At 65.5% G+C, this 20,315-nt stretch carries 20 protein-coding genes and 1 tRNA gene; 15 read left to right on the top strand and 6 right to left on the bottom strand.

What is annotated here, in order from left to right:
• Positions 1 to 4 precede the first annotated feature (4 nt).
• From AAA989_RS02960 to AAA989_RS02890, 15 genes are all read left to right on the top strand, one after another.
• Positions 5 to 970, top strand: coding sequence for a D-alanine--D-alanine ligase (locus AAA989_RS02960; RefSeq protein ID WP_338241053.1), 966 nt, complete (start codon positions 5 to 7; stop codon positions 968 to 970).
• Positions 963 to 1,889 (top strand): cell division protein FtsQ/DivIB, encoded by a 927-nt coding sequence (locus AAA989_RS02955; protein ID WP_338241052.1) that lies wholly within the window; start codon positions 963 to 965, stop codon positions 1,887 to 1,889. Before AAA989_RS02960 ends, AAA989_RS02955 begins: the two co-directional genes overlap by 8 nt.
• A complete protein-coding gene (gene ftsA / locus AAA989_RS02950) occupies positions 1,889 to 3,184 on the top strand; it encodes a cell division protein FtsA (RefSeq protein WP_338241051.1) in 1,296 nt (431 codons plus the stop codon). The genes AAA989_RS02955 and ftsA overlap by 1 nt, the downstream gene beginning before the upstream one ends.
• Positions 3,185 to 3,291: 107 nt before the next feature.
• Complete coding sequence (gene ftsZ, locus AAA989_RS02945) at positions 3,292 to 4,992, top strand: cell division protein FtsZ (protein WP_338241049.1); 1,701 nt, start codon at positions 3,292 to 3,294, stop codon at positions 4,990 to 4,992.
• 116 nt (positions 4,993 to 5,108) lie between these two features.
• Entirely contained in the window at positions 5,109 to 6,692 is a 1,584-nt protein-coding gene (locus tag AAA989_RS02940) for a tetratricopeptide repeat protein (protein ID WP_338241047.1), read from the top strand.
• Between the two features lie 158 nt (positions 6,693 to 6,850).
• On the top strand, positions 6,851 to 7,357 hold the full coding sequence (locus tag AAA989_RS02935; RefSeq protein WP_338241046.1) for a type III secretion system chaperone family protein: 507 nt from the start codon (positions 6,851 to 6,853) through the stop codon (positions 7,355 to 7,357).
• Positions 7,358 to 7,389: 32 nt separating this feature from the next.
• Positions 7,390 to 8,190 carry a pyrroline-5-carboxylate reductase family protein gene (locus AAA989_RS02930; protein ID WP_338241045.1) on the top strand — a complete coding sequence of 267 codons (801 nt, stop codon included), beginning with the start codon at positions 7,390 to 7,392 and terminating at the stop codon, positions 8,188 to 8,190.
• A 130-nt stretch (positions 8,191 to 8,320) separates the two neighbouring features.
• Positions 8,321 to 9,097, top strand: a complete 777-nt coding sequence (locus AAA989_RS02925) for a Bax inhibitor-1/YccA family protein (RefSeq protein WP_338241044.1) — start codon at positions 8,321 to 8,323, stop codon at positions 9,095 to 9,097.
• A 172-nt stretch (positions 9,098 to 9,269) separates the two neighbouring features.
• A complete protein-coding gene (locus tag AAA989_RS02920) occupies positions 9,270 to 10,196 on the top strand; it encodes a hypothetical protein (RefSeq protein WP_338241043.1) in 927 nt (308 codons plus the stop codon).
• A gap of 108 nt (positions 10,197 to 10,304) precedes the next feature.
• Positions 10,305 to 10,380, top strand: a tRNA-Ala gene (locus AAA989_RS02915).
• A gap of 85 nt (positions 10,381 to 10,465) precedes the next feature.
• Positions 10,466 to 11,530 (top strand): GTPase ObgE, encoded by a 1,065-nt coding sequence (gene obgE, locus AAA989_RS02910; RefSeq protein ID WP_338241042.1) that lies wholly within the window; start codon positions 10,466 to 10,468, stop codon positions 11,528 to 11,530.
• Positions 11,531 to 11,586: 56 nt separating this feature from the next.
• Positions 11,587 to 12,720: a glutamate 5-kinase gene (gene proB / locus AAA989_RS02905; RefSeq protein ID WP_338241041.1), complete on the top strand. Its 1,134-nt coding sequence runs from the start codon at positions 11,587 to 11,589 to the stop codon at positions 12,718 to 12,720.
• On the top strand, positions 12,717 to 13,625 hold the full coding sequence (locus tag AAA989_RS02900; protein ID WP_338241040.1) for an NAD-dependent epimerase/dehydratase family protein: 909 nt from the start codon (positions 12,717 to 12,719) through the stop codon (positions 13,623 to 13,625). The genes proB and AAA989_RS02900 overlap by 4 nt, the downstream gene beginning before the upstream one ends.
• A 151-nt stretch (positions 13,626 to 13,776) precedes the next feature.
• Positions 13,777 to 14,238, top strand: a complete 462-nt coding sequence (locus AAA989_RS02895; RefSeq protein WP_338241039.1) for a hypothetical protein — start codon at positions 13,777 to 13,779, stop codon at positions 14,236 to 14,238.
• 71 nt (positions 14,239 to 14,309) lie between these two features.
• Positions 14,310 to 15,512 carry a cupin domain-containing protein gene (locus AAA989_RS02890; protein ID WP_338241038.1) on the top strand — a complete coding sequence of 401 codons (1,203 nt, stop codon included), beginning with the start codon at positions 14,310 to 14,312 and terminating at the stop codon, positions 15,510 to 15,512.
• Positions 15,513 to 15,521: 9 nt separating this feature from the next.
• Here AAA989_RS02890 and AAA989_RS02885 read toward each other — a convergent pair whose 3' ends face one another.
• From AAA989_RS02885 to AAA989_RS02860, 6 genes are all read right to left on the bottom strand, one after another.
• Positions 15,522 to 16,307 carry a phosphoadenylyl-sulfate reductase gene (locus AAA989_RS02885; protein ID WP_338241036.1) on the bottom strand — a complete coding sequence of 262 codons (786 nt, stop codon included), beginning with the start codon at positions 16,305 to 16,307 and terminating at the stop codon, positions 15,522 to 15,524.
• A complete protein-coding gene (locus AAA989_RS02880) occupies positions 16,300 to 16,764 on the bottom strand; it encodes a DUF934 domain-containing protein (RefSeq protein WP_338241035.1) in 465 nt (154 codons plus the stop codon). Before AAA989_RS02880 ends, AAA989_RS02885 begins: the two co-directional genes overlap by 8 nt.
• Positions 16,757 to 18,391 (bottom strand): nitrite/sulfite reductase, encoded by a 1,635-nt coding sequence (locus tag AAA989_RS02875; RefSeq protein ID WP_338241034.1) that lies wholly within the window; start codon positions 18,389 to 18,391, stop codon positions 16,757 to 16,759. The genes AAA989_RS02880 and AAA989_RS02875 overlap by 8 nt, the downstream gene beginning before the upstream one ends.
• A 1-nt stretch (position 18,392) precedes the next feature.
• Positions 18,393 to 18,689, bottom strand: a complete 297-nt coding sequence (locus tag AAA989_RS02870) for a DUF2849 domain-containing protein (RefSeq protein WP_338241033.1) — start codon at positions 18,687 to 18,689, stop codon at positions 18,393 to 18,395.
• Complete coding sequence (cobA, locus tag AAA989_RS02865; RefSeq protein WP_338241031.1) at positions 18,686 to 19,441, bottom strand: uroporphyrinogen-III C-methyltransferase; 756 nt, start codon at positions 19,439 to 19,441, stop codon at positions 18,686 to 18,688. Before cobA ends, AAA989_RS02870 begins: the two co-directional genes overlap by 4 nt.
• A gap of 91 nt (positions 19,442 to 19,532) precedes the next feature.
• The gene (locus AAA989_RS02860) at positions 19,533 to 20,264 is read right to left on the bottom strand and encodes a hypothetical protein (RefSeq protein WP_338241030.1); all 732 of its coding nucleotides are present in this window, start codon (positions 20,262 to 20,264) and stop codon (positions 19,533 to 19,535) included.
• Between the last annotated feature and the right edge of the window lie 51 nt (positions 20,265 to 20,315).

The following is a 20,315-nucleotide window of genomic DNA, read 5'->3' as shown; positions in this document are numbered from 1 at the left end:
CGCGATGACTCTTCCAACCGATCTTCACATCCTCGTCCTGATGGGCGGCTGGGCGAACGAGCGCGAAGTCTCGCTGATGTCAGGCAAGGGCGTGGCCGACGCGCTGGAGAGCAAGGGCCACCGCGTGACCCGGCTCGACATGGACCGCGACGTGGCGGCAAGGATCCGCGAAGCCGCGCCCGACGTCGTGTTCAACGCGCTGCATGGCGCGCCGGGCGAGGACGGCACGGTGCAGGGCATGCTAGACCTGATGGGCATCCCCTACACCCACGCAGGGCTCGCCACCTCGGTCATCGCCATCGACAAGGAGCTTACCAAGCACGCCCTCGTGCCGCACGGCATCCCCATGCCCGGCGGGCGCGTGGTGGCGGCAGAGGAACTCTACGAAGGCGATCCGATTGCGCGGCCCTATGTCCTGAAACCGGTAAACGAAGGCAGCAGCGTGGGCGTCGCCATCGTCACCGACGAGAGCAATTGCGGCAATCCCATTTCTCGCGATGCCGAGGGGCCGTGGCAGAAGTTCGCCACGCTGCTGGCCGAACCGTTCATCCGCGGCCGTGAGCTCACCACCGCCGTGATCGACACCGCGAAGGGGCCTCGCGCCCTGGGTGTGACCGAACTGATCGTCGACAGCGGTTTCTACGATTACGAGAACAAGTACACCGAGGGCAGGACCCGGCACATTTTCCCTGCGGACCTTCCGCCGGAGATCGAGCGCCTGTGCCTGGAATATGCCATGCAGGCGCACCGCCGTCTTGGCTGCGAAGGTGTGTCGCGTTCGGATTTTCGCTGGGACGACGAGCGCGGGGAGGACGGCCTGTTCCTGCTGGAAACCAACACCCAGCCGGGGATGACGCCTCTCAGCCTGGTGCCCGAACAGGCGAAAGGCTGCGGCATCGAATATGCCGACCTCTGCGAGATGATCGTGGAGGACGCGCTCCAGCGCGCGGGAAAGACTGGCCATGGCTAGGACGAATTCCCGCAACACGAAGGGTGTGCGCCGGCAGGCCAAGGCGCAAGGCACCAGCCGCAAGGTCCGCTCGGCCCGCAACAGGGGTCAATCGATCCTGGGCCGGATGCTCGGCATGCTGCCCTTCACCGAGGAGCAGCTGCAGAAGGCCTTCACGGTGCTGATCCTGGGTGGCGCGCTGGTGGGGCTCGGCTGGGTGGCGCAGGTTTCCGGGGCGACGGCGCTTGCTTCCGACCGGTTCGCCCATGTCGCCAGCAACGCGGGTTTCAAGCTGAGCCGCGTCGAGGTTCGCGGCACGGAGCGGATGAATTCGATGCTGGTGCACGAACGCGCCTTCGGCCAGCGCGACCTCGCGATGACGCGCGTCGATACCGCAGGCCTTCGGGAAGACCTGCTGCAACTGCCCTGGGTGCAGGATGCCCGCGTTTCGCGACAGCTGCCCGATCTCATGGTCGTGAATATCGTCGAGCGCGAACCGCACGCCGTCCTGCGCCGCGCGGATCGCCTGATGCTGATCGACCCCACCGGCGTGGAACTGGAGCCGATTTCCAGTGCGGATGCGGCCGGCTACCTGCTGATCGAAGGGCCCGCTGCACAGGCGCAGGTCGAAGCCCTGGATACCCTGCTTGACGCCGCGCCGGCCCTGAAAGGCAAGGTCGTGGGCGCCGAATGGGTGGGCAACCGTCGTTGGAACCTCACCTTCGACACCGGCCAGCGGCTCGCGCTACCGCAGGGGGTGGATAGATCTGCCGCCGCGCTCATCAGTTTCGCGCAGGCCGATGGTGTTCATCGCCTGATCGGCGGCGAGGTTGCAAGTTTCGACATGCGCAACCCGCCGCGCATGTACATGCACGTACCGGGCCGTTCCGAGCGACAGGAGCTTTCGATGCAGGCGCGTGAAGCCGAGGAGGAAACCTGATGGTCGGCAACCAGCGTATTGCCCGCGTTTTCGGAGCGGTGAACGTCGGCTCGTTCAGCGTCTCGGCCATGATCGCCGGACTGACCGAGGACGGCGAGATGCAGGTGCTCGGCAGCGGTCACCGCGCCAGCCAGGGCATCAAGCGCGGCTATGTCGTGGACATGGCCGCCGCCACTCATGCCGTAAGGGACGCCCTCGAAAGGGCCGAGAAGCTGGCCGGAACCAGTGTCGATTCGGTCTGGATCGGCTGTTCGGGTGCGGGACTGGCAAGCGAGATCCGCCCGGTGGAAATCGGAATTGGCGGTCGCCGGGTGGAGGAAGAGGATATCGAGGCGCTGCTGATAGCCGCGCGCGAAAGCCTCAATCCCGACGGTCGCACGGTGCTGCATGCGCAGCCCGCCTGCTATTTCCTGGACGGGGCGCACGGCGTTTCCAACCCCAAGGGCCTGCACGCGGACAGGCTGGGCGTGGACATTCACGTCATGCTGGCGGACGGTGCGCCGGTCCGCAACGTCACCGAGAGCGTGCAGAACGCGCACCTCGAGGTGGAGGGGCTGGTTGCATCGCCGCTGGCGACGGGCTTTGCCTGCCTCACCGCGGAGGAGCGCGACCTGGGCGTGGCCATGGTGGAACTGGGCGGCGAAGTCACCAACGTCTCGGTCTATGCTGGCGGGATGCTGGTAGGGCTCACGGCAATCGCCCGGGGGTCTGCCGATATCACCGATGCCATCGCCTCTGCCTTTTCGATCCGCCGGTTCCAGGCGGAAAGGCTGAAGTGCGTTTCGGGCTCGGCCATCGCCAGCCCGACCGACCACCGCGAGATGATACCCATCGCCTCGCCCGCGGAAGAGGGGGCACGGCCCGTTGCCCGGGGCGGGGACGCGTCGGGGCAGGTTCCGCGCGCGGACCTGATCGGCGTCATCACCGGCGAGCTGGACATGCTGATGAGCGATGTCGCCAAGGCGCTGGACTCGATGGGATTTACAGGCGGCGCACCGGGATCGAGCGCGCGCCAGGTCGTGATTACGGGTGGCGGCGCGGAATTGTCCGGTCTTGCCGACTATGCCCAGAGCGTGCTCGGCGTGCCGGTGCGGATCGGCAAGCCGGTGGCGCTAAAGGGCTTGCCCGAAGCGCACAGCGCGCCCGGCTTCGCCACTCTCGTGGGATTGGTGCTGTATGCCTCGGAAGATCCGATAGATATTCGTGCAATCGGATCGCGTTTCACGCATACGGCCAGTTACGGACCGCTCGCCACGCTGATGCGTGCGTGGAGCGCGATGCGCGAATATTTCTGACTGGTTTTCTACCTGTGGATAGTGCGAGAGCCAGCATCCTTTACCACAATGCTTTATGGCAAGAATACGAATGGCAGATTTCCTAGGCCTGCCGAGGAGACGATAAGATGAGCATCAATATTGGCCCGCCTTCGGTGGACGAGCTGCGTCCGCGGATTACCGTGATCGGCGTCGGCGGCGCGGGTGGCAATGCCATCGCCAACATGATCGACGCCGAGATCGAGGGTGTGGACTTCATTGTTTCCAACACCGACGCGCAGGCGCTGAACAGTTCTGCGGCGGAACATCGCATCCAGCTAGGCCCGGAAATCACCCAGGGCCTTGGCGCCGGTTCGCGACCCGAAGTGGGGCGTGCAGCGGCCGAGGAAACCGTCGAGGAGATCGAGCGCGCGCTTGAAGGCGTGAACATGGTCTTCATCGCTGCCGGCATGGGCGGCGGCACCGGCACGGGTGCCGCACCCGTCATCGCGCAGATTGCGCGCGACAAGGGCATCCTGACCGTGGGCGTCGTGACCAAGCCGTTCCTGTTCGAAGGCACGCGCCGCATGCGCGCCGCCGAAAGCGGGATCGAGGAGCTGCAGAAGCACGTCGATACCCTTATCGTCATTCCCAACCAGAACCTGTTCCTGGTGGCGAAGGCGGAAACCACCTTCAAGGAAGCGTTTCAGCTGGCCGACGAGGTCCTGCAGCAGGGCGTGCGCTCCATCACCGACCTGATGGTGATGCCGGGCCTCATCAACCTCGATTTCGCCGACGTCCGCTCGGTCATGGGCGAAATGGGCAAGGCAATGATGGGCACGGGCGAAGGCGAAGGCGACAACCGCGCGCTGGAAGCGGCCGAACACGCGATCGCAAACCCGCTGCTTGACGGCGTGTCCATGCAGGGCGCCAAGGGCGTGATCATCTCGATCATCGGCGGCGAGGACATGAAGCTGCTGGAGGTGGACGAGGCCGCGAACCACATTCGCGAACTGGTCGATCCCGAGGCGAACATTATCTGGGGCAGCGCCTTCAATCCCGATCTGGACGGCAAGATCCGCGTCAGCGTCGTGGCCACCGGGATCGAACAGACCGGGCAGAGGTCGCAGGAAAGCGCGCGACCGCTCGATCTTTCGTCCGCGCGCGGTCCGCGCCGGCCAGGGCTCGCCATTCCGGGCGGCAGCAATGCCGGTTCGCGCGAAGCCGAAGAACTTTCGGCCTCGGACGAGGACGATACGCTGGATCTCAGCATTTCCGACGAGGCCGACGCCGACGCGAGCGAGGACGATGAGCGCGCAGTCCATGCGTCGGGAGGCGATGCCGAGGAAGGTCTCGCCACGCCTGCCGACGACAGTGGCTTCGGCGCGGGCAACGAGGAAGGCTTTTCCGAGGCCGACGATGAATCCGACGATGAGAGCGCCGACGCAGGCGACGCATTCGACCTGACCCAGGAAGCGGACGCGGATGCCGAGACTGCCGAAGATGGCGATGACGAGAGCGAGCAGGACGAATTGCTCCTCGATGCAAGCCGTCTGGCGGAAGCCGACGAGCAGGTTGCCCCCCAGGGCGGCAGGCGCGCGCGTCTTCTGGGCGGAGGTCCCGACGGAGAGGGCGACGACGAAGGCGGCAGCGCCGGGAAGTCCGCTCCCGCGAAGGGCGGCGCGGCACCCGCGGCTGGCAGCACCTTGTTCGAGCGGATGGCCAATCTGTCGAGGCAGGCCCCCGATTCCAGCGAAGACGACGAGGATGACCGGGACGACGATGACGACGGCGATGGCGGCGGTGCGATGCGCATCCCGCGTTTCCTGGGGCGGCAGAACAACCAATAGGCCGGGCGTAAAATCGGGCGAAGCGTTCTCGCCCCGTTCAGCGAGGAATGTATAGTGGGCGGCGAATGATACGCGTGCCTTCGAGAATATTCGCCCTGGCTGCCTGCATGTCTGCAATGCCGGGCCTCCTGCTTTCGCCTGCGTCTTCGCAGGCGCAGGAGGTCGTGCAGGCGCTTCCCGATCCTGCAGCCGAGAACTTGAACGACGCCCTGCGGCGCCTTTCGCGCAATCCCGAAAGCGTGCCTGCGCTGGTGGCCGCGGGTCGTGCCTCGCTGGCGCTGGACGATGTCGCGGCGGCGCTCGGGTTCTTCTCCCGCGCGCAGGCGGTTGCTCCAGAAGACGGCCGGGTGCTGGTGGGCCTCGCCCTGGTTGCCGTAAGGCGCGGCGATGCCGTGACCGCGCTGCAACTGTTCCAGAATGCCGAGGCGGCCGGCGCTGCAATGGCGCCCTATGCTGCCGAACGCGGCCTGGCCTATGATCTCGTCGGCAGGAACGATCGGGCACAGCGGCTCTATCGGCTGGCGCTGTCGCAGGAAGAGAACCCCGAGATACTGCGCCGCCTCGCCCTCAGCTATGCCATTGCCGGGAATGCCGAGGCATCCGAGACGACGCTTCTTCCGCTTCTCCAGCGGCAGGATCGGGCCGCCTACCGCACGCGCGCGTTTGCCCTGGCAATCCGCGGACGCGACGAGGAGGCCATCGCGATTGCCGAAACAATGCTGCCGCCGCGCGTTTCCACGCGGCTGGCGCCCTACCTGCGGTACATGCCGCGGCTGACGCGCGCACAGCAGGCGGCGGCGGCCAATCTCGGCCGTTTCCCCGCGGCGAACGAGGTGGGGCAGGACAGCACCGAAATCGCGTCCTTCACGGAAACCGACACCCCCAGGCAGCAGCAGCCGGCCCGCCGGGCAAGCGCGGCAGAGCGCCTGCAGCCGCAGGGGGAGCCGCTGGGCCCAGTTGCAGCCGAAGCCGAAACCTCGACCACGGGCGAACTTCCGCCGGTGGAGGAAGCGCCCGTCGTGGCAAGCGTCGCTGCCCGGCAGCCCGCGCCGCAGGAGTCCGCGTTTGGTGACGCAAGCTCAGGCGAACTTCCCCCCGTAAATGAAGCCCCTGTCGTGGTGAGCCTTGCCGACGAGCCGCCCCAGCCGCCGGATTCGAGCCTGGGTCAGCAACCCACGTTCCCCGATCAGCAGGTCGCGCAGCCCTCGTTCTCCCTTTCGGAAACATCGGTTAGCGAAGAGCCGGAAGCCGCAGCCTCTATCGCGCAGGCGGCTCCCGAGCCGGAGCCTTCCGTGATCGACCTTGCCGATGCCTTCGCGGACTTCGACCTGGAACGGGCGGAAACGCCCGCGATGGCCGGCGGGGTGGATATCCGGTCGATAGATCCCCCGCGAGAGCGGCCGGCCCCGGCAGTACCCGTGGAGCCCGCGCATCCTTCCCGCCACTGGGTGCAGGTGGCGACCGGACAGGATACCTCTGCCTTCCGTTTCGATTGGCGGCGCATCGTTCGCAATGCTGGCGGCCTGCTTGACGACGCCGAGGCATACAGGGCCCGTTGGGGCCAGACCAATCGCCTTCTGACGGGACCGTTCGACAGTGCCTCGGCAGCGCAGGAGATGGTCAGCGCGCTGGCGGGCGAGGGCGTCGACAGTTTCCGCTTCCACAGCCAGGAAGGCGAGGAAGTTCAGCAGCTTGACTGATCTTGTCCCGCAGTTCTGCCCAGGTTTTCCCAAGCCTTGTTCACACCTTGCCAACAGGCGATCCGGGTTTTGCCCGGCGAACTAGGCGCGCGCGATTGCGCCCGCCATGGTTGCCGCTGCATTAAGCATTCCATGACGTATTGGCAGGCTCGCAAAAGATGAACCCGGAACGCGACACGATCGAGGAAACCCAGGATGCGGCTCCGGTCGACATGCTGGCCGCACTGTTCGAGGCGCATGGCTGGGCAACAGAGCAGATCGGGGACGACGAGGTCCGCTGCGAGGCTCCCGGTGCCTGGACGACTTACCAGGTCCGCGGGATCTGGCGGCAAGAGGATAAGGTGCTGCAGATCCTCTGCCTGCCGGAAATTCGCGTGCCCGAGGCGAAGAAGCGCGGCGCGCACGAACTTCTCGCCCGGATCAACGAGCAGCTCTGGCTGGGTCATTTCGAAATCTGGTCGCAGGGCGGGGTGATCCTCTATCGCCACGCATTGATGCTGGGCGATGACGGCCTGCTCGGTTTGGACATGGCGCAGTTCGCCATCGAATCGGCCATTTCCGAGTGTGACCGGTTCTATCCGGCGTTCCAGTTCGTGCTCTGGGGGGACAAGAATCCGGCCGAAGCGCTGGACGCCGCACTGGTGGATGCAGCCGGCGAAGCTTGATTTCGCGGCCCAGCGTGCCAAGTCATTCCGCCATGACTTACGATTCGATACTGATGGTCGGCTGCGGCAACATGGCCGGAGCCATGCTCGAAGGATGGTTGAAGGGCGGCGTTCCCGCGGAAACCTTCACCGTGATGGACCCCCAGCGCGAGAGCCTGCCCGGCGGCATTCCGGTTTTGCGCGAACTGCCGAAGGAGGGCACGTTCGATGCCATCCAGCTCGGCGTGAAACCGCAGATGCTGGGCGACGTGGCCCCGCAGCTTCAGGACCTGGTGGGCCCGAACACCACGATCCTCTCGATCCTTGCAGGGGTCGAGCTCGAGACGCTGGCAAAGAACTTTCCCGCCGCCAAGGCCAACGTGCGCGTGATGCCCAACCTGGCGGTCTCGCTGGGCAAGGCTCCCGTCGCGCTTGCCGAGAAGGGGCTGGACGATCAGGGACGCGAAGAACTCTACGCATTCATGGCCCACCTGGGAACGCCGAGCTGGGTGAGCGAAGACAAGTTCGACCTCGTCACTGCCCTGGCGGGTAGCGGGCCGGGCTTCGTCTATCGCTTCATCGATGCGCTGAAGGTGGCTGCCGTGCGGCTTGGCCTCGAGGACAAGCAGGCGACAGAGCTGGCGATTGCCATGACCGAAGGGGCATCGGCGCTGGCTGCGCAGTCCGAGCACGACCCCGGCAAGCTGGCCGACATGGTGGCCAGCCCGGGCGGCGTGACGCGCAAGGGACTGGACGTTCTCGACGACGGCGAGGCGATGACCCAGCTGATGACCAAATGCCTTCGCGCCGCACGCGATCGCAGCGTGGAGATGTCGCGCGAAGCCCGCGGCTGACCTTTCTTTCCGGTTAACCCTAGACAACGGTCACCGCGCCCGGTTTTCCTTGAAAATCGGCACCGAAAGTCCGATATTGCCCTCAATCCGGTCCGCAATGTGAGACCGGGCCAAAGGAGTTTTGGAACACATGGCAGATTGGAACGACCACCGTACGACCCGGCAGGGTTTCGGCGTGTCGCCGAGCCAGGCGGGTGATGTCGCCGGCCGCACGACTTTCGATGCGGGCCTGCGCAAGCACATGCTCTCGATTTACAACTACATGGCCTCGGGCGTCCTGCTCACGGGCATCGTGGCGCTGCTTACCGCGCGCTCGGGCCTGGCGGTGCAGTTCGCGCAGGGTCCGCTGATGTGGCTGGTGGCGCTTTCGCCGCTCGCCATCGTCTTCGCGATGAGCTTCGGCCGCAACAAGTTCTCCACGGGCACGCTGCAAGCGATGTTCTGGGGTTTCGCGGTCCTGATGGGCCTGTCGCTCTCGACGCTTTTCCTGCGTTACACCGGTGAATCCATCGCGGTGACCTTCTTCGCAACCTCGGCTGCCTTCGCGGGTCTAAGCCTTTTCGGTTACACGACGCAGAAGGATCTCAGTGGCTGGGGCAGCTTCCTGATCATGGGCGTTGTCGGCCTGCTGGTGGCTATGGTCATCAACTGGTTCGTGCAGAGCCCGGCGCTGATGTATGCCATCAGCTTCATCGGCGTGCTGATCTTCGCTGGCCTCACCGCCTACGATACGCAGCGCCTGAAGCGCGAGTACCTGGCGATCCAGCAGGTCAAGATGTCGAACCCCTCGGCGGCTGCGGCCTACCCGCTGGGCAAGATGGTGATCCTGGGCGCGCTGACGCTGTACCTCGATTTCATCAACATGTTCCTGTTCCTGCTGCAGTTCATGGGCGCGTCCCGCGAATAGCAGGGACAGCCCACCGCCCTGTCGGGACAGGATGAATCGAACACGCGATGCCCGGGGTGCAAAATCTGTGCTCCGGGCATTTTCTTTGTCTTCGCAACCGCCTAGGGCGACAGGAAAGACATCATGCCCGCAGTGGAACAACTGGGGCACGAGAGGAATTGAACTAACAACCATGACAAAGCCTCCCCTCACGATACGGACCATTGCTGCCGCTACCGGCCTTGCCTTGCTGGCGGCCTGCGCCACCGCTCCGCCGCCACCTCCTCCGCCGCCCCCGCCGCCGCCTCCCCCGCCGCCGGTGGTGGAAGCGATCCCGTACCGTCCGGTGCCCCCTCCGCAGGCAGCCTACCGCATGGAGATCCCGGAGAAGGACGCGACGGGAATGCGGCAGACGATCAACACCGGCCTCGCCACGGACGAGGCGGTGTGGCACTTCCGTTCAGGCTGGAACGTGGCCGCGCTCAACTGCCTTCGCGATGTACATACTCCCATCCTCGATGCCTACGGCCAGATGCTGCAGGCAGAGGATTCCCGGCTGGACGAGGCGAATGCCGCGGTCGAGGAGACTTTCCGCGACCTGGCAAGTGATCAGCTGGCCAATGCCGGGGAATCCACCCGGCGCAGCAACGTGAACCGCACGGCCCTGCTGCTGCGGGAAACGCATTCGACCAGCCTGTACAACTATTTCGCATCCCCGCCCGCGCGGTCTCACTTCTGCTCGACAGCGCTCGCGGTTGCGAACGACTATCTGGCCGGGCCGGAGATGGATTTCACCACCTTCGCGATCAGCGGGCTGCAACGCTACGAAATGGCGTTCGAGCAGTTCTACACCGCCTATGAAAGCTACCAGGAAGCCTCGAGCGACTGGGATATGCGTTATGGCCAGCGCTATGGCGCGTCCCAGCCCGGCTGGGTGGCGCTCTATGGCACGCCGGACCAGCAGCGCGCTGCCGGCGTGGCCGTACAGGGCTATCTGCAGGAAGATTCGGTGGCCGTGCCCGATACCGAAACGGGTGCGCTGATCCCGGTAATCACCGTGGATGACAGCACGGCCAGCAGGCCGGTCGTCCAGCCCTTGCCCAACGACGCCCAGGAATAGGGAGGAAGGGGGAGAATTTTCCCCCTTCCATGCCCGGCAAAGTGCCGCTAGATGCCGCTCCTTCCCGGATCGGCCTGGCTGATCTGACGGGGAAGAAGACACTGGAACGGGGCCGTAGCTCAGTTGGGAGAGCGCGTCGTTCGCAATGACGAGGTCAGCGGTTCGATCCCGCTCGGCTCCACCAGTTCCTTTGAAAGGCGTTGTCGGTCCGCCACGGTTTAGCCGGGGAGAAACTGGCGCGACCGGACAAAAGCGCATAAGGGCGCGGGATGCATTTCCTCGATCAGGCCAAAATCTTTCTGAAATCCGGTGCGGGCGGTCCAGGGGCCGTCAGCTTCAGGCGCGAGAAGTATATCGAATTCGGCGGTCCCGACGGCGGCAACGGCGGGAAGGGCGGCGATGTCGTGCTGGAAGCCGTGCAGGGCCTCAATACGCTGATCGACTTTCGCTACGCCCAGCATTTCAAGGCGAAGCGCGGCGGGCACGGAATGGGCCGTGACCGGACGGGCGCTGGCGCGGACGACCTGGTGATCGAGGTTCCCGTCGGCACGCAGGTGCTGGACGAGGAAAAGGAAGAGATCCTCGCCGATTTCACCGAGGTCGGCCAGCGCATAACCCTGCTGCATGGCGGCATGGGCGGGCGCGGCAATGCCAGCTACAAAAGCTCCACCAACCGCGCTCCGCGCCAGCATCAGCCGGGCGAACCTGGCGAGGAGATGTGGGTCTGGCTGCGGCTTAAACTGCTTGCCGACGTCGGCCTGGTCGGCTTGCCCAACGCGGGCAAGAGCACCTTTATCAATGCCGTCTCCAACGCGCAGGCGAAAGTGGGCGACTATGCCTTCACCACGCTGATCCCCAAGCTGGGCGTCGTGCGGCACAAGGGGCGCGAATTCGTGGTGGCCGACATCCCCGGCCTGATCGAAGGCGCTGCGGAAGGCGCCGGGATCGGCGACCGCTTCCTTGGCCACATAGAACGCTGCCGGGTGTTGATCCACCTGATCGACATCAGTCACGAGGACCCCTCGACCGCCATGCGAATCGTGGAGCAGGAACTCGAGGCCTATGGCGCGGGGCTGGAGGACAAGCCGCGGATCGTGGCGCTCAACAAGATCGACCTTGCCGACGAGGAACTGGCGGCAGGCTTCGCGGACGAGCTGATCGAAGCAGGGGCGGACGAGGTCTTTCCGATCTCGGGAGCGAGCGGCAAGGGATTGAACAAGCTGCTGGATGCGGTTCTTCGCTACCTGCCCGAACGCACCGCGACGGAGCAGCCCGGAACCCTCGCTTCGGACGATGAGGCGGCGCCGGAGGAGAAGCCCTGGTCCCCCCTTTGAGGGGCGCAACCAATCTAGACTGGCAAAGCGCGGGGCCATTCACTATCTGGCGGGCCATGCCTATTGAGACACTAGACGACTTTCGCGATCCCGAGAAATGCCGCCGCCTGGTCATCAAGATCGGCAGCGCTCTGCTGGTTGACGGAGCCGGCCAGGTTCGCGTGGAATGGCTGCGCACGATCGTCAACGAGATCGTGACCGCCAAGGAGCGTGGCCAGGAGGTCGTGGTCGTAAGCTCCGGCGCGATTGCCATCGGCGCCAAGCAGCTGAATTTCACCCACGGCGGCCGGCGCACCCTGGCCGAGGCACAGGCCTCTGCATCGGTGGGCCAGATTTCGCTCGCGTCCACATGGTCCAGCCTGTTGACGGAACGTCGCCTCGTCGCCGCCCAGTTGCTGCTGACGCTGGACGATTTCGAACACCGTCGTCGCTACCTGAACATTTCCGCGACCCTGCGGCGCCTGCTGAAGTCGGGCGTGGTGCCGGTCGTGAACGAGAACGACACCATCTCCACCGGCGAGATCCGTTTCGGCGACAACGATCGCCTGGCCGCCCGCGTGGCGCAGGCCTGCGATGCCGACGGCGTCATGCTGCTGACGGATGTCGACGGCCTCTACAATCGCCACCCTGACGATCCGGGCGCCGAACGGCTGGAGGAAGTGCGCGGCGTTACCGACGAGATACATGCCATGGCCGATGGCGGCTCGGGCTCGGGTCTCGGCTCGGGCGGTATGACGGCAAAGCTGCTGGCTGCCGAAATTGCCGAGCGCGCCGGAATCGCGCTCGCCATCATCGACGGGCGCTACGAAATGCCGATGGGCCGGGCCCTTGCCGGGCAGACCGGAACGCTGTTCCTGCCCAAGCGCGAGGACAGCGGCCGCCGGGCATGGATCGGCGGGCGCATGCGCTTCAACGGCGCGCTGACGGTGGACGATGGCTGCGTCGAGGCCTTGCAGAACGGCAAGAGCGTGCTCGCGGCGGGTATCCTGAAAGTGGAGGGCGAGTTCGAGCGGGGAGACATCCTTCCCGTCTACGACGAAAGCCGCCGCATGATCGCCAAGGGCGTGGTGGAATACGACTGGTCCGATGTCGCCTCCATCCAGGGTCACTCGAGCGAGGAGCACGAGGAAATCCTCGGCCACACGCCGCGCTCGGCGGTGATCCACAGGGATCACCTGGTGCTGTTGTGACCATTGCCGTCACCGGCGGCACCGGCTTTGTCGGCCGGGCCGTTCTCGACGAGGCGGCAAAACAGGGATTGGCAACACGGGCGCTGACCCGGCGCGAACAGCCGGAGCGGCAGGGCGTAACCTGGGTGCGCGGTGATCTGGCGACACCCGAAGCCCTAGAAGAGCTGGCGCGCGGCGCCGAAGCGATGATTCATGTCGCAGGGGTCGTAAACGCGCCCGACAAGGCCGGCTTCGAAGCCGGGAACGTCGAAGGCACGAAAGCCGTCATCGCCGCCGCTCGTTCGGTCGGGGTCGACCGGTTCATTCACGTCTCGTCGCTGGCGGCGACCGAGCCTAACCTGTCCGACTACGGATATTCGAAGCGGATGGCGGAAGAAGTCGTTCAGACCAGCGGGCTGGACTGGACGATCGTGCGCCCGCCCGCCGTCTATGGCCCGCGCGACACCGAGATACTGGAACTGTTCCAGGCGGCGCGGTGGCGGTTCGTACCCATGCCGCCCGCCGGTCGCGCTTCGATCATCCATGTCGATGACCTTGCCCGCCTGCTGCTGGCGCTTCGCCGCCCCGGGTCCGAAACCAGATCACGGATTTTCGAGCCTGACGACGGGCGCGCGAACGGATGGTCCCACAAGGAGCTGGCAAGGGCCATCGGAGCGGCGGTGGGCAAGTCGGTCTGGGCGCCGCATGTTCCCCGGAAAGTCCTGATGCTCGGCGCGCGCCTGGACCGGTTGTTCAGGGGAGACGGCGCCAAGCTGACGCCCGACCGGGCAAGCTACATGGCGCATCCGGACTGGACGAGCGCTCTGGAGCGCCGTGTGCCCGCCAGTATCTGGAGCCCGAAAATCGATACCGAACGCGGGCTTGCGGACACCGCCATGTGGTATCGCGATCACGATTGGCTTTAGGCGCCTTCAAATCTTAGCGGGCGGACTTGCGCGGCAATCTCTGATAGGTCATTTGATCGGCGAGGGTCTCAGGTAGCCTCCCGCGGGATGGGAGGTCAGTGGGGGAAAATCGATGGCAAGGCGAGTGAAGCCCGTTTCGCGGCGGTCCTTTGTGGCTCTGGTCAGTGGCGGCATGGCGGCGACGATGATCGGGGCGCCGGCAGCGGCCCAGCAGACCGGCCGGACGGACAGCGATCCTACCGACAAGGTTGGCCAAGGCAGCACCGGTTACACCGACAGCGATCCCGACGATCGCGCGGGCCATGGCCGCACCGGCATGACGGACAGCGATACCGGCACCAATGCCGATCGCGCCGGCTATGGCCGTGCCGGCAGCGAGAACAACGGCGTGACCGATTCCGATCCCCACGATTCCATCGGCAACGGTCGCGGAGGAAACGTGACCGATGCCGACACGGGTTCCAACAGGGACGCTGCGGGCAGGGGGCGCGGCACCGGCACCGGCTATACCGACAGCGACCCGAGTGACGGCGTGGGCCAGGGTCGCAGCGGCCTGACCGACTCCGACGATTCAGACAGGGGCGGCTACGGCAGGGGTCGCGGAACGGGCTAGGCGCGGGTCGCCAGCCGCAGTTGCGTATCATCGGGGGCAGCGGATCCGGCCCCTTTGTTCGAGCAGGACCCATGACAAGCCAGGCCAGCACCCGTTCCGCCAGCGATGCGCTGGCCATGCTAATCGCCCCGCTTTCGCCCGCGGAGTTCTTCGACACATATTACGAGAAATCGTACTTTCGCGGCACGCACAGGCACGCCGCGATCGGCGACCTGCTGAGTATCGACCGCATCGACGAGATCATCGCCGACAGCGAACTGCCCCCGACCTCGATCGCCATGGCCAAGTCCGGCCAGTCGATCAGTCCGGCCGAGTACACTTTCGCCAACGGGGTGGTGGATCGCGGTGCGGTGCTCGACGGGTTTCGCGACGGGGCGACGATCATCCTGCCGCAGCTGCATTTTGCCGACGGCAAGCTCTACGAATTCTGCCTTTCGCTGGAACGCGCGTTCGGAGCGCGAACGCAGACCAACATCTACATGACACCGCCCGGCGAACACGGCTTCGGCGTCCATTACGACGATCACGACGTGTTCGTGCTGCAGGTGGCCGGGGCGAAGGACTGGGAAATCTACGGGGATCGCGAGACCCTGCCCTTTCGCGGCGAGCGTTTCCGGAAGGATCGCGACGATCCCGGGGAACTGAAGGCCCAGTTCGTGCTGGAAACCGGTCAGTGCCTCTACGTGCCGCGCGGCACGGCGCACCGGGCGCTGACCCACGGGGACGGGCCGAGCCTGCACATAACCGTTGGCATACTGGTGCAGACCTGGGCCGACTTTATGCTGGAAGCCGTGGCGGAGGCATCCCTGCGCATCCCGGAAATGCGGCGGTCGCTGCCTCGCGACCTCTTCTTCGACGGCGGCAACCGGGAAGCGCACAAGGCGTCATTCGAACGCCTGGCCAGGGCCATTGCCGACAGTGCCAGTTTCGATGCGACGCTGGCGGCCTTCTCGGGCAATTTCGTGCGCTCGCAGGGTGGCCGGGTGCGTGGCGGGCTGAACGCGCTTTGCCGACCGATCGGGGCCGACGATCGCTTCACGGTGCGCGACAATGTCCTCTACGCCTTCGAGGACTCGCGGGAGGAGGGAGGCGAGGGCCGTCAGATCGTGCTCGCGGGAGCCAGCCTCCCGCTGTCGGACGCGCTGGCAGGGCAATTGCAGGACCGCATCGCCGCAGGATCGCTGTCGAAGTCCGACTTCGACGTGACGGACAACGAGGAGCTTGACGACGTCATCGGCTCGCTCGTGGCCTACGGCCTGCTCGTGCGGGCCTGATCGCGACTTCTACAGGAAGGGTTCGTAACCCGGAGGAAGATCGCCGTCCTCGCCCTTCGGCACGTTGACCGAATGGATACCGCATTCGGTCTTGTCCCACCCGCGCCAGCGTCCGGCGCGCGGATCTTCGCCCGGGAGGACGGTGCTGGTGCATGGAGAGCAGCCGACCGACGGATAGCCCAGGGCTTCCAGCGGGTGCCGCGGCAGATTGTGCTCCTCGAAGTAGGCGTCGAGGTCGTCCTTAGTCCAGTCACCCAGCGGATTGACCTTCATGCGTCCATCCTCGACCTCGAACCGGGGCAGGTTCTGGCGGGTGTGGGACTGGAACGCCTTGCGGCCCGAAATCCAGCTGTCGAGACCGGCCTTCGCGCGGTTCATCGGTTCCACCTTGCGGATTTCGCAGCATCCGTCGGGATCGTAGGACCAGCGCATTCCTGTCTCGTCCTTCGCTGCCAGGACCGCGGCGTCGGGCTGGACGACGCTGGCGTTGGTGAAACCCAGCAGGTCTATCACCTGCTCGCGGTAGGAGAGCGTTTCCCCGAACATCTTCAGCGTATCGACGAAGATGATGGGCACGTCCCGGTTCGCCTCGGCAACCAGGTGCAGCAGGACGATGGCCTCGGTGCCGAAGCTGGACACCACCCCGACGCGGCCGAGAGTGTCCTCGGTCAGCAGCGTGCGCAGCATCTCGGGCGCCGGCACACCCTCGAAACGGGCGTTCAGCGCATCGGCATCGACCTGCGTGAAAGCAGGTGCCGTATCGATCCTGTCGATCTTGCGGGCGGGTTCACCCATGCCGCAAGCTCCAGATCGGCGTCTGGCTGTCTGCCGCGGGCTGATAAACGTGATCGAAGCGCTCCAGCGCGGCTGCGGCGTCCTTCTCGTCGAGCGGCCGCTCTGGCGCGAAGGCATCGAAGCCGCAGCGCCGCATGTAGCGGAGCTGGTCGACGAGAACGTCACCCACGGCGCGCAGTTCGCCGGTATAGCCGTGCTCGCGCAGCAGGCGGGCGGCGGAATAGCCGCGCCCGTCGTGGAAGCTGGGAAAGTTCACCTCGACAAGGCGCAGGCGCGAAAGGTGCGGCAGCAGGTCGCGGGCATCGTCGCCCGGTTCGATGCGGACGGCTTCGGCATCGGACTGGTCGAGAAAGGAATCGACGGTAACGGCGGCGATGCCGGCCTGTTCGTCCTCGCGGAAGCGCAGCTGCACCTCGTCGCGACCGGTGCCGAGGTCCACGGTCTTGTGATCAGCCATAAAGCGCCTCCTTGAACGGATCCATGCCAAGCCGGCGATAGGTGTCGAGGAAGCGTTCGCCGTCCTCCCTCTTCTCGAGATAGAGGTCGGCCACGGTTTCCACGGCGTCGACAATCCCGGCTTCGTCGAAGCCCGGACCAGTGATCTTGCCGAGGGAAACGTCTTCCGCTTCGCTGCCACCCAGCAGCAGCTGGTAGTTCTCGACACCCTTCCGATCCACGCCGAGGATGCCGATGTGGCCGGCATGGTGGTGGCCGCAGGCATTGATGCAGCCGGAGATCTTCAGCTTCAGTTCGCCGAGCAGTTCGCCCTTGCCGTTTTCGGCAAAGCGCTCCGAAATCTTCTGCGAGACCGGGATCGATCGGGCATTGGCCAGGCTGCAATAGTCGAGCCCGGGGCAGGCGATGATATCGCCGATGTTGTCTAGGTTGGCGGTGCCTAGACCTGCTTCGTCCAGCTTCTGCCAGAGTTCGTAGAGGCGACCGATCTCGACATGCGGCAGGATGATGTTCTGCGCATGGGTGACGCGGCATTCGTCGAAACTGTATTCCCTGGCGAGGTCCGCCATCAGGTGCATCTGTTCGGTCGTGGCATCGCCGGGGATGCCGCCGACAGGCTTGAGGCTGATGGCAGCCGAGACGTAGCCCGGCACCTTGTGGGGTGAGCAGTTGCGATCGATCCACAAGGCGAAATCGGGGTCGGACCGGTCGGCCTTCTCGGTCAGGCCAACTCCGAATTCGGGCTGCTGGAAGAAGCTGCGGATGCGATCAAGCTCGGCAGAGGGCGGTTCCACTCCCTGTTCCAGCAGGTGAGCGAATTCCTCTTCCACCTGACGAGCGTATTCTTCTGCGCCCATTTCGTGGACCAGGATCTTGATGCGCGCCTTGTACTTGTTGTCGCGGCGGCCGTGGCGATTGTAGACGCGCAGGCAAGCCTCGGCATAGGTCACCATCTGGTCGAGCGGCACGAATTCGCGGATCAGGGGGGCGATCATCGGGGTGCGGCCCATGCCTCCGCCGACGTAGAAAGCCGCGCCCAGCGTGCCCTTGTCGTTCTTGACGATGTTGATGCCGATATCGTGCAGCCGCATGGCCGCGCGGTCCTTCTCCGAGGCGATGACGGCAATCTTGAACTTGCGCGGCAGGTAGGCGAATTCCGGGTGGAAGCTCGACCACTGGCGCAGCAGCTCCGCGTAGGGGCGCGGGTCCACGACCTCGTCGGCGGCGGCACCGGCATACTGGTCCGAACTGATGTTGCGGATGCAGTTGCCGCTGGTCTGGATGGCGTGCATTTCCACCTTGGCGAGATCGGCCAGGATATCGGCGGCGTCTTCCAGCTTGATCCAGTTGTACTGGATGTTCTGCCGCGTCGTGAAGTGGCCGTAACCCCGGTCGTACTTCTCGGCGATGTCGGCCAGGGCATGCATCTGCATGCTGGAAAGCGTTCCGTAGGGGATGGCGACGCGCAACATGTAGGCGTGAAGCTGGAGGTAAAGGCCGTTCTGCAGCCGAAGCGGCTTGAACTGGTCCTCGGTCAGCTTGCCTTCGAGGCGGCGGCGGGCCTGGTCGCGGAATTCCTCCACGCGGGCGTCCACCATGGCCTGGTCGTATTGGTCGTAGCGATACATGTCAGATTACCCAGTCCCAGCCCACGTGATTGGCCGCGGGGACGGCCAGATCGGGGCGAACGGTCGGGCCGAGCGCGCGCACCCGGTCCTTGATATGCGCCGGGCGCGGACCGTCCTCGGTCTGCTCGGCATCGATGGCATAGGCGGCATTCACGCGGCGCGCCGCGCTTTCGGAGGCAATGATGGACTCCGCCTCGTCTCCGGCGTCCACGGCCTCTGTGATGTGGATCGTCCAGCCCTGGCCGTCCCACCAGACGACGGCGCCGGACTTGAGATCGTTGCCGGTAAGGATCTTCACTTCGCCTGTTCCTTGATAATCTGCGCGAGCCTTGCATCCTCGCGCGCGGTGACGTGTCCGATGACGATGAGGGCCGGGCTCTGTACGGCGTGGGACCGAACCAGGCCCGGAAGCCCTGCAAGCGGCCCGCGCAGCACGCGCATGTCGGCGCGGCAGGCGTTCTCGATGATGGCGATGGGCATGTCGGGGGCAAGCCCGTCCGCCATCAGCTTCTCGGCGATCTGGGGCGCGGTCTTCACGCCCATGTAGATCACCAGCGTCCGTCCCTTTCCGGCAAGGCCGGCCCAGTCCTGATCGGAGAGGCCCTTGCACTGGCCGGCAACGAAGCTGACGATGCTGGCATCCTCGCGGTGAGTCAGGGCGATGCCGCTGGCGGCGGCCGCGCCATTGGCGGCGGTGATGCCGGGAACGACTTCTACCGGAACGCCGGCGGAGCGGGCAGCTTCCAGCTCCTCGCCGCCGCGTCCGAAAATGAAGGGGTCGCCGCCTTTCAGGCGCACGACGTCACGCCCGGCGCGCGCCTCGCGCACCAGCAGGGCGTTGATCTCGTCCTGCGGCAGCGTGTGCTTCGAACGGCTCTTGGCGACCGAAACCAGCCGCGCTTCGTTGCCTGCCATGGCGAGGATTGCGGGGGCGACCAGGCCATCGTGAACGATGAGATCAGCGCCCTCTATCAGCCGCGCCGCGCGCAGTGTCAGAAGGTCGGGATCGCCGGGACCCGCGCCCACGAGATAGATCGTGCCCATTTCCATGCCGCACTAGATGCTCGCGCGGTCCGGTGCGTGCCAGTGAGAAAGCTTTGGCGGCACCCTAGGTCAGCTTTATCCGACCTGTTCGCCGGCTTCAGAAGGTGTGGAACTGGAGCAGGTTAAGCGCGACCAGGACCGGCCAGAACCACACGATGTTGCGCGTGACGAGGATGGCGGACAGCAGGCCGACGACAAGCGCGACATGGGCAATCAGGACGACCAGCCATTCGGCGGAAAATCCGCCGTCGAGCAGGGAAGGAATCTGCGTGGCTGCAATCGCAATGGCCGCAAGGGCCAGCGCGGTCCGGCCCGACCAGCCACCTGCCACCAGCGCCAGGAATGCGCCCACCACGAGGCACCGCAGCAGGCTGCGCAGGGCGATGGCGGCCGTGTCGCCCAACGTCAGCGCATCCAGCAGGGCCGGGATCGTCTGCCATCCATCGACTGACGAGTAGAAGGCGAGCAGGGCCGGAATTGCCAACATCGCACCGACCGCCAGCGAGCGCAGGATATGCCTGTCGGGTATCAGGGCCGCCGCCCTGCTCCGCATGTAGAGGATGAACACGAGGAACGGCACAATCACCAGAAGCTGGTTCACAGCCGATAGCCAGACGTTGCCGTCCGCCAGCAGCCAGCCCTGCGCCCGCAGTCGGGAGAGACCTATTGCGACCGCCAGGGCGAGGAGGAACAGCCCGGCCTTTCGCCAGCGCGCATCGACCGCGTATTCCCCCGCCGCCGGTATCAGGCGCGGATACAGCAGTGCCAGCAACCATGCGAGAATGGCCACGGCCCCGTAGGCGGTGATGATGCCTAGATAGTGCGTCATGTTCCCTTGCCTTGGGCCGGGGAACTAGCACGGTGTGTTAAGGGATTGAAA

This window comes from Aurantiacibacter hainanensis, assembly GCF_036321025.1.
GTDB classification, from domain to species: domain Bacteria; phylum Pseudomonadota; class Alphaproteobacteria; order Sphingomonadales; family Sphingomonadaceae; genus Alteraurantiacibacter; species Alteraurantiacibacter hainanensis.
The sequence above is the reverse complement of the archived record's forward strand: the minus strand, read 5'-3'. Positions and strand labels throughout refer to the sequence as shown.